We start from the raw sequence: 12,120 nt of genomic DNA, 5'->3' as shown, positions 1-12,120 counted from the left end.
AGGCCCAGGGGGACGCAGATGCGCATCGCGGTGATCGGTGGAGGCCCGGCGGGCCTGTATTTCGCGATCCTGATGAAGCGGGATTTCCCGCAATCGCGCATCACCGTGGTGGAACGGAACCAGGCCGAGGACACCTTCGGCTTCGGCGTGGTGTTCAGCGACGCGACGCTGGATGCCTTCCAGCAGGCGGACGAACCCAGCTACCGCGCCATCACCGAAAGCTTCGCCTATTGGGACGACATCGCGATTGTCGCCAAGGGCCAGGAACACCGCGTCGGCGGCAACGGCTTCTGCGGCTGTTCGCGCCGCACCCTGCTGATGCTGCTCGCCGAACGCGCCCGCGCCCTGGGTGTGGAGCTGGAATTCCGGCGGGAGGCGACGCCGGAGGACTTCCCGGATGCCGACCTGATCGTCGCCGCCGACGGCATCAACTCCCCCATCCGCGAACGCTTCGCCGAACATTTCCAGCCGGAGGTCGACCTCCGCCCGAACCGCTTCGCCTGGATGGGCAGCACGCGACCCTTCGACGCCTTCACCTTCTTCTTCAAGGAAACGCCGCAGGGCATCTTCATCGCCCATTGCTACCAGTACGAGCCAGGCGCCAGCACCTGGGTGCTGGAGACGGACCCCGAGACTTTTTCCAAGGCCGGGCTGGACAGCATGGATGAGGCGGAGAGCGCCGCCTTCCTCGAAACCGTCTTCGCCGAGGAATTGCAGGGCCACCGCCTGGTCACCAATCGCAGCCAGTGGCGCCGCTTCCCGACCATCAAATGCGCCCGCTGGGTGCGCGGCAACCTCGTGCTGCTCGGCGATGCCAAGGCCAGCGCGCATTTCTCCATCGGTTCCGGCACCAAGCTGGCCATGGAGGATTCCATCGCCCTGCACCAGGCTTTCCTCGCCCATGGCGACGTCGCCTCCGCCTTGCATGCCTTCGAGACGGGGCGGCGGGAGGATGTGGAGAAGACCCAGCATGCCGCCAATGTCTCGCTCGTCTGGTTCGAGCATGTGAAGCGCTTCTGGGATTTCTCGCCGACGCGCTTCGCCTTCGGCGTGATGACGCGCAGCAAGGCGATCACCTGGGACAATCTGGCGCTGCGCGCGCCCAGTTTCGTGGCCGAGACGCAGCGCGCGGTGGCGGAGGAGGTGGGCGGCGACCCGAAAAAGCCGCCGATGTTCCAGCCCTTCCGGCTGCGCGACCTGGCCGTGGCGAACCGCGTCGTCGTCTCGCCCATGTGCATGTATTCGGCGGTGAATGGCGTGCCTGGTGACTTCCATCTCGCCCATTACGGCGCCCGCGCCATGGGCGGTGCCGGGCTGGTCTTCACCGAGATGACCTGCATCTCCGCCGAATCGCGAATCACGCCCGGCTGCGCCGGCCTCTGGAACGACGCGCAGCAGGAGGCCTGGACGCGCATCGTCGACCTGGTGCACGCGACCTCGTCCGCCAAGGTCTGCCTGCAACTCGGCCATGCCGGGCGAAAGGGTGCGACCAAGCTGATGTGGGAAGGCATGGACCAGCCGCTGGAAGCCGGTGCCTGGCCCATCATCTCCGCCAGCGCCATCCCCTATTACCGCCACAGCCAGGTGCCGCGGGAAATGACGCGGGCGGAGATGGAGGCGGTGACGGCGGAATTCGTCGCCGCCGCCCAGCGCGGCCTCGACTGCGGCTTCGACATGCTGGAGCTGCACTGCGCCCATGGCTATCTGCTGGCGAGTTTTCTCTCGCCGCTGACCAACCAGCGCAGCGATGACTATGGCGGCAGCCTGGAGAACCGCCTGCGCTATCCGCTGGAAGTCTTCGCGGCGCTGCGCGCGGTCTGGCCGGCGGAGAAGCCCATGTCGGTGCGAATCTCCGCCACCGATTGGGCGGAAGGTGGACTCACCGATGCGGACAGCCTGGAGATCGCGCGCGCCTTCGCGGCCGCCGGCGTCGACCTGGTGGATGTCTCCACCGGCCAGACGGTGGCCGATGCCAGCCCGGTCTATGGCCGCATGTTCCAGCTGCCCTGGGCGGATATGATCCGGAACGAGGCGGGGGTTGCCGTGATGTGCGTGGGCAATATCACCACCGCCGACCAGGTGAACACCATCGTGGCAGCCGGGCGCGCCGACCTCGTGGCGCTCGGGCGGCCGCATCTGACGGACCCCTTCTTCACCCTGCATGCCGCCGCGCAATATGGCGTGCGTGATGTCGCCTGCCCGCCGCAATATCGCTGGGGCCAGGATGCAGCCCTGCGCAATGCGGCGAAGGATCAGGCGGAGCTGCGGGAGATGAAGCTGAAGTCGCGGCCGAAAAGCCATGCACCGCTGAAGCGGGCGGCGGAGTAGCGGCCGCCCGCTTCAGGTCCGGCCTCAGCCACGCGGGGCAGGGGCCGGCAGCTCGACGCGCAGGCTGTTCTCCCCGCGGCTGAACACCATGGGCACGCGGCCGGCGGGCGGGGTCTGCACGACGCTGTCGTCCAGATAGGTCACGATGGCCTCATCGCCCGTCACCTGCCGCAGGGCGACGGCGCCGCCACCGAGGATATTGCCCTGCGGGCCGGGGCCATAGACGATCTCCGCGCTCTCGCCCGAACCGATGGTGCGCGGATACATATCCTGGGCGAAGGCGCCCTGGGTCGACAGGCCCGCCAGCAGGGCGGTGGCGGCGAGGAGGCTGCGCATGGTGGTGGTCATCTCTGCGATCTTTCCAGTCTGTGAGGCAGTCGACCCGATGTCGCTGCCGGTGACGGGAAGATGCCGCCGCGCCGCGCCGCGCGGGATTGCCCATTGTCGTTCGCCGGGCATGCGCGGATGCATGGGGGCATGACCACCCCCGGCCATCTGGACTGGAGCCTGTTGCAGGCCTTCGTTGCGGTGATGCGCGATGGCAGCCTCTCCGCCGCTGCGCTGAAGCTGAGGCTCACCCAGCCCACTGTCGGCCGCCAGATCCGCGCGCTGGAGGAGGCGGTGGGGGAGGCCCTGTTCGACCGCACGCCGCAGGGCCTGCGCCCGACGGATCGCGCCACGGCGCTGTTCGACCATGCCGCGGCGCTGGAACAGGCGGCGCAGGCGCTGGGCACGGCCATGGGCGGCAAGCTGGATTCGCCGACCGGCACGGTCCGCATCACCACCAGCGAGTCCTTCGGCGTGGAGCGCCTGCCGGGCCTTTTGCAGCCCTTCATGGAGGCGAATCCGGGCATCACCATCGAGATGCTGGCCAGCACCCAGGTGGAGAACCTGCTGCGTCGGGATGCCGACATCGCCATCCGCTTCGCCCGCCCGGAGCAGCCGGACCTCGTGGCGCGCCAGGTGGGCACCATGGAGCTCGGCTTCTTCGCCGCTGAGAGCTATCTCACGCGGTATGGCGTGCCGGAGACGCTGGCCGAATTGCGGAACCACCGCATGGTCGGCTTCGACCGCGACCCCTTCGCGCGCCGTGCGGCGGAGCGGCTGGCGCTGCCGGTGGAGACTTGGCGAGCCGTCTACCGCTCCGACAGCATGATCGGCCAGCACACCGCGGTCAGGGCGGGGCTTGGCATCGGCGTGATGCATGCGCATCGCGATGCGCCCGCCCAGGGGCTGCGGCGGCTGCTGACGGCCGAGTTCGCGCCGAAGCAACCCATCTGGCTGGTAGCGCATGCCGATGTGCGGCAAGGCCGCCGCTTCCGCGCCGTCTTCGACCATCTGGCGGCGGTGCTGCCCGCGGAGTTTGGTGGGCGTTGAATCTGCGTGGAATCAGACTAAGTCTGTTGGACTAAGTCCGGAAGAAACTCATGCGCCAGGTCAATATTCACGAAGCCAAGACGCATCTCTCCCAACTCGTCGATCAGGCCGCGCAGGGCGAAGGTTTCGTCATCGCGAAGGCCGGGCGGCCGCTGGTGCAGGTCATGCCGCTCGATCACGCGGCCCGCGCGGGCCGGAATCGCCTCGGCTTCCTGGTCGGGGAAATCTCGGTGCCGGAGGATTTCGACCGCCTGGGCGGGGAGGAGATCGCGACGCTGTTCGAGGCAGGGCGGTGACCTTGTACCTGCTCGACACGCATATCCTGCTCTGGGCCGCGGGGCTGCCGGAACGGCTTCCCGACGGCGCCCGCGCCCTGATCGAGGACCCCCGCAACCTGCTCGCCTTCAGCGCGGCCTCGGTGTGGGAGGTGGCGATCAAGGCTGGCCTCGGCCGGGCGGATTTCGTGGTCGACCCACGCCGGTTGCGCCGCGGCCTGCTGGATGCCGGCTATCGCGAGATCGCCGTCACCAGTGAACATGCCGCTGCCCTGACGCGCCTGCCGCCCCTCCACAAGGACCCCTTCGACCGCATGCTGGTCGCCCAGGCACAGACGGAAGGCGCCGTGCTGGTCACCGCCGATCCGCTGGTGGCGCGCTACGGCGAGGGCATCCGGCTGGTTCAGACCTGAAGGTAGCTGTCCCGCACCTCAGGCGAGGCCGCCAATTCCGCGCTCGTCCCGGTCCAGACCGTGCGGCCCTTCTCTATCACCACATGCCGGTCGGCGAGGCGGGAGACGGCGGCGAGGTTCTTGTCGATCAGCAGGATCGCCTGGCCCTCCGCCTTCAACTGCGCCAGCACGGACCAGATCTCGGCGCGGATCAGCGGCGCCAGGCCCTCCGTCGCCTCATCCAATATGAGCAGGCGGGGGTTGGTCATCAGCGCGCGGCCGATCGCGACCATCTGCTGCTCGCCGCCGGACAGCTTGGCCCCTGGGTTGCGGCGGCGTTCGCGCAGGCGGGGGAAGAAGGCGTAGACGGCATCGAGCGTCCAGCGCGGCGCGCCGCCGGCGCGGTTGGCGGCGGTGGCGAGCAGGTTTTCCTCCACGGTCAGTGTCGGAAACACCTGGCGGCCTTCCGGCACCAGGCCGAGGCCCTGGCGCGCCACGCGATGCGCCGGCAGGCCGGCCACATCGCGCCCATCCAGCACCACCTGCCCACCCCAGATGCGGCCGCCTGTGCTGGGCAGCAGGCCCATCAGGGCGCGGATCGTGGTGGTCTTGCCCATGCCGTTGCGGCCGAGCAGCGCCACCACCTCGCCCGGGCCGATGGCGAGTTCCATGCCGAACAGCACCTGGCTGCCGCCATAGCCGGCGGTGAGCTGTTCCAGCCTCAGCATGGCGCGCCGCTCAGGGGAATGTCGTCCTCGCCGAGATAGGCGGCGCGGACTTCCGGGTTCTGGCGGATCAGCTCGGGCCCGCCGGTCGCGATCAGCCGGCCATAGACGAGGACGGAGATGCGATCGGCCAGGGCGAAGACCGCCTGCATGTCGTGTTCCACCAGCATGATGGTGTAGCGGCCGCGGAAGGATCGCAGGATGCCGATCAGCCGCTCCGTCTCCTCCGGCCCCGCGCCGGCCAGCGGCTCGTCCAGCAGCAGCAGGCGGGGCTGGGTGGCGAGCGCGATGGCGAGTTCCAATTGCCGCTTCTCGCCATGGCTCATCGCGCCAGCGGGTGTGGCGGCGCGATGGGCGAGGCCCACGGAATCGAGCGCCGCCATGGCCGCGGTATTCAGCCGGGCCTCGCTGGCGGTGGGGCGGAAGAAGCGGAAGGAACTGCCATCGCCCGCCTGCACGGCCAAAGCCGTGTTCTCCAGCGCGGAGAAATCCGGGATGATGGAGGTGATCTGGAAGGACCGTGCGAGGCCCAGCCGGGCGCGGCGATGCAATGGCAGGCGCGTGACGTCGCGACCGTCGAACAGGATCTGCCCGGCATCCAGCGGCAGCACGCCGCTGATCTCGTTGATCAGCGTGGTCTTGCCGGCGCCGTTGGGGCCGATGATGGCGTGGATCTCGCCGGGCGACACATCCAGCGTGACGTCATCCGTCACCGCCAGCCCGCCGAAATTCTTGCGCAGGCCGCGCAGGGAGAGCATCGCCTCAGCCACGGCGGAACATCCGCGCCACCTGGTTGGGGATACCGGCGAGGCCGTTCGGCAGGAACAGCACGGCCAGGATCAGCAGCACGCCGAAGGCGATGCGCCAATGCTCCCATTGATGGGACAGCCACTCCTCCAGCAGCACGAAGCCCAGCGCGCCGAGCAGCGCGCCATGCAGGCCGGAAATGCCGCCGAGGATCACCATGAACAGCAACTCGCCGGAGCGTTGCCAGGAGATATAGGCAGGTGCCACGAATTCCGTGGCATTGGCGAAGAGGAACCCCGCCGCGCCGCCGATGGCGCCGGCGATGACATAGGCCACCAGCCGGTAGGGATAGGGCGAGAAGCCCAGCGCCCGCGCCCGCATCGGATTGCCGCGCACCGCGCGCAGCACGCGGCCGAAGCGGGATGCCAGAAGCATGCGGCAGAACAGCCAGGTCAGCGTCAGCGCGCCCAGGCAGATGAAGTGGAAGCCCAGCCGGTCCGACAGGATGCGCGCGCCATTCACCTCGCTGCGCGCATAGAGCGTGTAGCCATCGTCGCCGCCATAGCCGGAGAGGGACGTGGCGGTGAAATAGGCCATCTGGCCGAAGGCCAGGGTTATCATGATGAAGTGGACGCCGCTGGTGCGGATGGCGATGGCCCCCGTCACCAGCGCGAAGCCGGCGGCGGCCAGCATCGCCACGGGCAGCACGACCATCGCCTCGACGATCTGCAGATCATCGAGGATCACCACCGCATAGGCGCCGAAACCCAGCATCGCCGCATGGCCGAGCGAGACCAGCCCGGCGCCACCGACGATGAAGGACAGCGACACGGCGGCCATGGCGAGGATCATGGCGCGCGCCAGCAGCGTCAGCACATAGCCCTCGCCGAAACCGATGAAGGGGGCGAGACCCAGGCCGGCCAGCAGCAGCACGGCCGGCACTTCCTGCTTCCAGCGCTGCATCAGGCGGTCCGCACCGGGAACAGGCCCGCGGGCCGCAAGGCGAGGATCGCCGCCATGGCGATATAGACCAGCATAGAGGCGAGCGCCGCGCCCACCTGCCGCGCCGAACTCGGATCCAGGAACAGCCGCATCACATCCGGCATCAGCGACCGCCCCAGCGTCTCCACCAGCCCGACCAGCAGCGCCGCCAGGAAGGCGCCGCGCACGGAACCGATGCCGCCGATGACGATGACGACGAAGGCGAGGATCAGCAGGTTGTCGCCCATGCCCGGCTCGACCGAGAGGATCGGCGCCGCCATCACCCCGGCGAAGCCCGCCAGCATGGCGCCGAAGCCGAAGACCACCATGAACAGCCGGCGGATATCGACGCCCAGCGCCGCGACCATCGGCGCATTGGTGGCGCCCGCGCGGATCAGCATGCCGACCTTGGTGCGTTCCACCAGCCACCACAGCAGCCCCGCTGTGGCCAGGCCGCCGGCGATGATGGCCAGGCGATAATGCGGATAGAGCAGCCCATCCATGATCGGGAAGCCGCCGGTCAGCGCCTCCGGCATCGGCACCTGCAGCGGCGCCGAGCCGAAGACCCAGCGCACGCCGTCATTCAGGATCAGGATGACGCCGAAGGTGGCCAGCACCTGCGCCATGTGGTCGCGGTCATACAGGTGCCGGAAGACCAGGAATTCCAGCACCAGCCCGACCAGCAGCGTCGCCGGCAGGGCCAGCAGCAGGGCCAGCCAGAAGCTGTCGGTGGCGGCGGCGAAATGCGCGGCGAAATAGGCGCCGAGCATGTACTGCACGCCATGGGCGAGGTTGATGAAATCCATCACCCCGAAGACCAGCGTCAGCCCCGCCGCGATGAGGAACAGCAGGATGCCGAGTTGCAGCCCGTTCAGGCCCTGGACGAGCAGCAGTGTCAGCGACATCCCGCCTTGGTCCTCAGCCCGCCGGCATGCGGCACTGCGCCGCGAAGGGGTCGGTGACGTTGTCATAGACCTTGCTGACATGCTCGGTCTGGAACTTGCCATCCGGCCGCTGCGCCACCTTGGCCAGCCAGAAATCCTGCACCGGGAAATGATTCGCGCCGAAGGCGAAGCGCCCGCGGACGGAGCGGAAATCCGCCGCCTTGATCGCAGCGCGCAGCGCCGCCTTGTCGGCCAGGTTGCCGCCAGTCTTGCCGATGGCGCTGTGCAGCAGCATCGCCGCGTCATAGGCATGGGCGGCGTAGCTGGCCGGCACGTAGTTGAACTGCGCCTCGAAGTCGCGGACGAAGCGGGCGTTCTGCTCGTTGGGCAGGGTCGGGGTCCAGGTCGTGCCGGTCTGGAAGCCGATCGCCGCCTCGCCCTGCGCGGGCAGGGAGGCTTCGTCCACCGTGAAGGCCGACAGGAAGGGGATATTGGCGAGGCCGGCCTGGCGATACTGCCGCACCAGATTCACGCCGAGCCCGCCGGGCATGAAGGTGAAGACCGCATCGGGGCGCGCCGCGGCAATGCGCGCCAGCTCCGCGGAGAAATCCATCTGGGTCAGCGGCGTGTACATCTCGTCGACGATGGTGCCCTTGTATTCCGACTTGAAGCCGGCCACCGAGTCACGCCCCGCCTGGTAGTTCGGCACCAGCAGCATGACGCGGCCATAGCCCGCATCCTGCGCCGCCTTGCCCATCACCGCGTGGTTCTGGTCGTTCACATAGGAGGTGGCGAAGAAATACGGGTTGCAGCCCCGGCCCGCGAAGGGGGAGGGGCCGGCATTGGTCGAGATCAGGAAGGTCTGCGATTCCGTCACCGGGCGCATGATCGCGGCCAGGATGTTGGAGAAGACCACGCCGACCACCGCATCCACCTTGTCGCGTTCCAGCGCGGCGCGGACCTTGGTGACCGCCGCATCCGGGCGCAGCTCGTCGTCGATCAGCAGCACCTCCGCCGCGCGGCCGCCCAGCTTGTTTTCCAGATGCCGCATGCCGAGTTGGAAACCGTCGCGCAGATGGTTGCCGAGCGAGGCGGCGGGGCCGGAGGCGAGTGCCACCAGCCCGATCTTCACGGGCGCTGCCTGTGCGCGCGCCACCAAGGGTGCGGCAAGCCCGCTGGTCGCGAGGCCAGCCGCAAGACCCAGCGCCTGGCGCCGGCCGAATTGGATGCTCATGATGGTCCCTCCGTCTCCCGAGATATTTTAGGCTTCAAGCATCACATGGATGCAAGCGATTTTGCGCGCCGCACGAGCAGGCTGTTCGGCTCGGCGAGGGGTTCGAGCACGGTGAAGTGGTCGGCCTCCGCCTCCAAAGCGAAGCCGCCGCCCCAACTCGCGGCCATGTCGCGGCTCTGGCGGATGAATTCGCCGCTCTCGGCGCCACCCACCACGACATGCAGCGCGCCGGGCCGGCGCGGCAGGTAGCGCGGCGACAGGCGCTGCGCCTCCGCCGCGTCGAGCGCCAGCGCGGTGCCGATGCTGGTGTGGCGCAATGGCTCCAGTTCGAACACACCGGAGATCGGCAGGGCGGCGTGGACGAGGTCCGCCGGCAGGGCCGGGTCCAGGGCGCGCCAGTCGGTGGCCAGCAGCATCGCCGCCAGATGCCCGCCGGCGGAATGGCCGCAGGCCAGGATGCGCCGCCCGTGCCGGCGATACAGCATCGCCGCCGCCGCGCGCATCTGGTCGACGATCGTGGCCAGGGTCACGTGCGGGCAGAGGTCGTAGGAGGGCACCGCCACCGCGACCCCCCGGCCATTCAGCCCGCGCGCGCAGATCGAGGCGGAATCACGCCCCAGCGCCTGCCAGTAGCCGCCGTGGATGAACATCGCCATCGGCGCGTCCTGGCTGCCGGCCTCCGGCCAGAACAGATCGAGCTTCTCGCGCTCCCTGGCCCCATAGGTCAGGCCCAACTCGGCGCGGGTGCATTCCGCGCGCCAGGCGGCGGAATCCCGGGTCCAGGCGGCGACATGCGCCGGGTGGTCCGGCACGCGGGCGCGGTTGTTGTATTCGGCTTCGAGGTCGGTGCTCATCAAGGGCATTGCACGCCGACCTGCCCGGCATCGCAAGCCCGGATCGAGTTTCACTTTTGCAGGGATAATTCGATACGATATAGTATCAAATTGCGGGGGCGGCGATGAGGTGGGGATGGGGTGTCGACGTGGCGGAGGTGGCGCTGGGACTGGCCGGATGCGGCCCCGGCTCCATGGGCGCAACCGCGGTGGGCACGGCCGCCAGCGGGGTGCTCACAATAACCCAGACGGCGGTCGCCCTTGCCGGCAGCGTTGTCAGCGCGGGCGGCTCCGTCTTGGTCGGGGGGCGCGCAACTGGCCGGCTCCGCCGCCGCGGGGGCGGTGACCGGCGTCACGACCGCCGCGGCGGGGACATCGGCGGCTGCGGCGGGGACGGCAGCGCCGGCCCTGCCCGGAACCGGGGCCGCGGCTGGAACCGGGGCCGGAGCCGGTGCGGCCATGGCGGGCGGTGTCGTCCTGACCTCCGCCACCACCACCGCGAGCCAGACCGGCTTCACCGAGGTCAGCGGCTCGGCCCAGGCGATACAGACCCTGAAGTGAGGGGATGCACCGACACTTGCAAAGATCGGTCGCCGGCGGCGAGAGCAGACATGCAGAAGGTTTGTTGAGGGTGGGGAAGCAGGCCTTCGCGATCGCCTGCTTGAGGGACAGGCACCGACGATCGGGAACTTGCCGGGCGACACGCCTCGCGCCCAAGCCCAGCGCACTTCAGTTGTGCCGTAGGGCGCACGGCGAGCAGGCGTGGCGCTTAAATGTTTTCCAATTTCATCCGGGCAATATTGACGGCATTTTTTATCCGGGTAAAAATTCTCCGAACCATCCCTCATGGTTTGCGGGAACTCAGGAGAAAGCCGGCGATGAATCGCGTCGAAAGCAATGGCGTCGAGTTGGTTTGCGAGGCGTTCGGGGCGCCCTCCGATCAGGCGATCCTGCTGGTCGCCGGACTGGGTACGCAAATGATCCGATGGACCGTTCCCTTCTGCCTCGCGCTGGTGGCGCGCGGCTATCATGTGATCCGTTTCGACAATCGCGACGCCGGCTATTCGACGCACATCAGTCACCGCGCAGCGCCGGATTTCGGCGAGCTGGCGGCTGCGCTCATCGCCGGACGAGCGCCGGACGTCCCATACACGCTTCACGACATGGCGGCGGACACGGTCGGGCTGCTTGACGCCTTTTCCATCGACCGGGCCCATGTCGTCGGTCGATCCATGGGCGGCATGATTGCGCAGGTCATGGCGTGCGAGCATCCCGAACGTGTCGCGTCGCTGACCTCGATCATGTCAAGCACCGGCAATCCATCGCTTCCGCCGCCTACGCCCGACGCCATGGCGATGATGACCAGCCCCGCTCCGGACCCCTTCTCTGACGAAGCCGGATACCTGGCCCATAGCATCGCCTTCGCGCGCCGCATCGCCGGCAGCCGCTACCCGTTCGACGAGGCCGCCGCGCGTCGTCTCATTCTCGAGGAGGCCCGCCGAGCCCACGATCGCAATGGCTTCGGCCGCCAGATCGCGGCGATCGCCGTGAGCCGTGATCGCCGGAGCCGGCTCGCGACCGTGAGCGCACCAACGCTGGTTATTCACGGGAGCGATGATCCGCTCTTTCCCCCGGCCTGTGGCGAGGATACGGCCGCTTCGATCCCGGCCGCTGAGCTCATGCTCATGGAGGGCATGGGCCATGATCTTCCGCCTCAATTGTATGGCGCGGCGGTTGAGGCGATCGACCGAACGGCGAGACGCCGCCCGTAGACTTGCGAGTTAGCTGCGCCGCCGCATAGGGGGGGCGCTCTATTAGCGAGGTCGCGCCGAAGGCCGTCGAGTGATGTGATGGTCGCCGAAGTCGGCTCAGGGTCGGAAGCACGCCTTGGACTTCCGGCCGACAAGCGGAAGTTCAGATCGCCACCGCCAGGAATTGTCGGTCCCGGTGAATTCCCGCCCTGGAGTCGCAGGCCCTGGCGGAGGTCGAGATGCTGCTGCAAACGCCGCGCAACCCGCTGGATTCCTGCGCGCTGGAGGTGTTCCGGGAGATGACCAAATCCACCGGCTTCGCCGCGGCCCAGCGTTGGGCGAATGACCTTTCGGTGCAGGCGGGCGGCCATGACGCGCTGGCACTTGGCGGGATCTTCATGTTGACCTCGGTCATCCGCGTGCAGGTGATGCAGGTCCATGACGATATCCGGCGATCGGTGCAGGAGGCGCTGGATCTGCCCGGGACGGTCGATGCGCAGACGACCTTCGCGGCCATCCGTGACGGTCAGTCGCTTTGCCCTGCGGGGCTGATGGGCCGGCTCTCTGAATTGACGCTGGAAGCCTGACAGGCC

The 12,120-nt window shown here is 68.5% G+C and carries 13 protein-coding genes; 6 read left to right on the top strand and 7 right to left on the bottom strand.

Translation table 11 applies throughout. From position 1 onward, the window contains the following. Positions 1 to 18: 18 nt before the first annotated feature. On the top strand, positions 19 to 2,328 hold the full coding sequence (locus tag JJQ90_RS00410; RefSeq protein ID WP_216872501.1) for a bifunctional salicylyl-CoA 5-hydroxylase/oxidoreductase: 2,310 nt from the start codon (positions 19 to 21) through the stop codon (positions 2,326 to 2,328). A 24-nt stretch (positions 2,329 to 2,352) separates the two neighbouring features. Here JJQ90_RS00410 and JJQ90_RS00405 read toward each other — a convergent pair whose 3' ends face one another. Beyond that, positions 2,353 to 2,676, bottom strand: coding sequence for a hypothetical protein (locus tag JJQ90_RS00405; RefSeq protein WP_216872500.1), 324 nt, complete (start codon positions 2,674 to 2,676; stop codon positions 2,353 to 2,355). Between the two features lie 129 nt (positions 2,677 to 2,805). On the opposite strand from JJQ90_RS00405, the gene JJQ90_RS00400 reads away from it, so the two are divergent. Genes JJQ90_RS00400 through JJQ90_RS00390 form a run of 3 tightly spaced genes read left to right on the top strand, consistent with a single transcriptional unit; the run spans position 2,806 to position 4,393 of the window. After that, the gene (locus JJQ90_RS00400) at positions 2,806 to 3,705 is read left to right on the top strand and encodes a LysR family transcriptional regulator (protein ID WP_216872499.1); all 900 of its coding nucleotides are present in this window, start codon (positions 2,806 to 2,808) and stop codon (positions 3,703 to 3,705) included. A 50-nt stretch (positions 3,706 to 3,755) separates the two neighbouring features. Further along, complete coding sequence (locus JJQ90_RS00395) at positions 3,756 to 4,001, top strand: type II toxin-antitoxin system Phd/YefM family antitoxin (protein WP_216872498.1); 246 nt, start codon at positions 3,756 to 3,758, stop codon at positions 3,999 to 4,001. After that, positions 3,998 to 4,393, top strand: coding sequence for a type II toxin-antitoxin system VapC family toxin (locus tag JJQ90_RS00390; RefSeq protein WP_329959330.1), 396 nt, complete (start codon positions 3,998 to 4,000; stop codon positions 4,391 to 4,393). The genes JJQ90_RS00395 and JJQ90_RS00390 overlap by 4 nt, the downstream gene beginning before the upstream one ends. On the opposite strand, the gene JJQ90_RS00385 is transcribed toward JJQ90_RS00390, so the two are convergent. The 6 genes from JJQ90_RS00385 to JJQ90_RS00360 are packed head-to-tail and all read right to left on the bottom strand — an operon-like array spanning position 4,384 to position 9,797. Beyond that, complete coding sequence (locus JJQ90_RS00385; protein WP_216872497.1) at positions 4,384 to 5,100, bottom strand: ABC transporter ATP-binding protein; 717 nt, start codon at positions 5,098 to 5,100, stop codon at positions 4,384 to 4,386. The two genes, JJQ90_RS00390 and JJQ90_RS00385, sit on opposite strands and share 10 nt — an antisense overlap. Further along, entirely contained in the window at positions 5,094 to 5,867 is a 774-nt protein-coding gene (locus JJQ90_RS00380) for an ABC transporter ATP-binding protein (protein WP_329959329.1), read from the bottom strand. The genes JJQ90_RS00385 and JJQ90_RS00380 overlap by 7 nt, the downstream gene beginning before the upstream one ends. Beyond that, positions 5,860 to 6,807 carry a branched-chain amino acid ABC transporter permease gene (locus tag JJQ90_RS00375; protein WP_216872496.1) on the bottom strand — a complete coding sequence of 316 codons (948 nt, stop codon included), beginning with the start codon at positions 6,805 to 6,807 and terminating at the stop codon, positions 5,860 to 5,862. Before JJQ90_RS00375 ends, JJQ90_RS00380 begins: the two co-directional genes overlap by 8 nt. Beyond that, positions 6,807 to 7,730, bottom strand: a complete 924-nt coding sequence (locus JJQ90_RS00370; RefSeq protein ID WP_216872495.1) for a branched-chain amino acid ABC transporter permease — start codon at positions 7,728 to 7,730, stop codon at positions 6,807 to 6,809. Before JJQ90_RS00370 ends, JJQ90_RS00375 begins: the two co-directional genes overlap by 1 nt. 13 nt (positions 7,731 to 7,743) lie before the next feature. Continuing rightward, on the bottom strand, positions 7,744 to 8,943 hold the full coding sequence (locus JJQ90_RS00365) for an ABC transporter substrate-binding protein (RefSeq protein ID WP_216872494.1): 1,200 nt from the start codon (positions 8,941 to 8,943) through the stop codon (positions 7,744 to 7,746). Positions 8,944 to 8,984: 41 nt separating this feature from the next. Further along, complete coding sequence (locus JJQ90_RS00360; RefSeq protein ID WP_216872493.1) at positions 8,985 to 9,797, bottom strand: alpha/beta hydrolase; 813 nt, start codon at positions 9,795 to 9,797, stop codon at positions 8,985 to 8,987. A gap of 752 nt (positions 9,798 to 10,549) precedes the next feature. On the opposite strand from JJQ90_RS00360, the gene JJQ90_RS00355 reads away from it, so the two are divergent. Both JJQ90_RS00355 and JJQ90_RS00350 read left to right on the top strand, forming a co-directional pair. After that, positions 10,550 to 11,548 (top strand): alpha/beta fold hydrolase, encoded by a 999-nt coding sequence (locus JJQ90_RS00355; protein ID WP_230410286.1) that lies wholly within the window; start codon positions 10,550 to 10,552, stop codon positions 11,546 to 11,548. Positions 11,549 to 11,766: 218 nt separating this feature from the next. Continuing rightward, a complete protein-coding gene (locus tag JJQ90_RS00350) occupies positions 11,767 to 12,114 on the top strand; it encodes a hypothetical protein (RefSeq protein ID WP_216872492.1) in 348 nt (115 codons plus the stop codon). The last annotated feature ends 6 nt before the right edge of the window (positions 12,115 to 12,120 follow it).

Origin of the sequence: Falsiroseomonas oleicola, from assembly GCF_019029495.1 — a bacterium.
GTDB lineage: Bacteria > Pseudomonadota > Alphaproteobacteria > Acetobacterales > Acetobacteraceae > Falsiroseomonas > Falsiroseomonas oleicola.
The sequence above is the reverse complement of the archived record's forward strand: the minus strand, read 5'-3'. Positions and strand labels throughout refer to the sequence as shown.

Excerpts from the sequence above, each read along its gene's own strand:
- JJQ90_RS00385 (WP_216872497.1), bottom strand. The coding sequence starts at position 5,100 with ATGCTGAGGCTGGAACAGCTCACCGCCGGCTATGGCGGCAGCCAGGTG.
- JJQ90_RS00395 (WP_216872498.1), top strand. The coding sequence starts at position 3,756 with ATGCGCCAGGTCAATATTCACGAAGCCAAGACGCATCTCTCCCAACTC.
- JJQ90_RS00355 (WP_230410286.1), top strand. The coding sequence starts at position 10,550 with ATGTTTTCCAATTTCATCCGGGCAATATTGACGGCATTTTTTATCCGG.
- JJQ90_RS00365 (WP_216872494.1), bottom strand. The coding sequence starts at position 8,943 with ATGAGCATCCAATTCGGCCGGCGCCAGGCGCTGGGTCTTGCGGCTGGC.
- JJQ90_RS00375 (WP_216872496.1), bottom strand. The coding sequence starts at position 6,807 with ATGCAGCGCTGGAAGCAGGAAGTGCCGGCCGTGCTGCTGCTGGCCGGC.
- JJQ90_RS00400 (WP_216872499.1), top strand. The coding sequence starts at position 2,806 with ATGACCACCCCCGGCCATCTGGACTGGAGCCTGTTGCAGGCCTTCGTT.
- JJQ90_RS00370 (WP_216872495.1), bottom strand. The coding sequence starts at position 7,730 with ATGTCGCTGACACTGCTGCTCGTCCAGGGCCTGAACGGGCTGCAACTC.
- JJQ90_RS00410 (WP_216872501.1), top strand. The coding sequence starts at position 19 with ATGCGCATCGCGGTGATCGGTGGAGGCCCGGCGGGCCTGTATTTCGCG.
- JJQ90_RS00360 (WP_216872493.1), bottom strand. The coding sequence starts at position 9,797 with ATGAGCACCGACCTCGAAGCCGAATACAACAACCGCGCCCGCGTGCCG.
- JJQ90_RS00405 (WP_216872500.1), bottom strand. The coding sequence starts at position 2,676 with ATGACCACCACCATGCGCAGCCTCCTCGCCGCCACCGCCCTGCTGGCG.
- JJQ90_RS00350 (WP_216872492.1), top strand. The coding sequence starts at position 11,767 with ATGCTGCTGCAAACGCCGCGCAACCCGCTGGATTCCTGCGCGCTGGAG.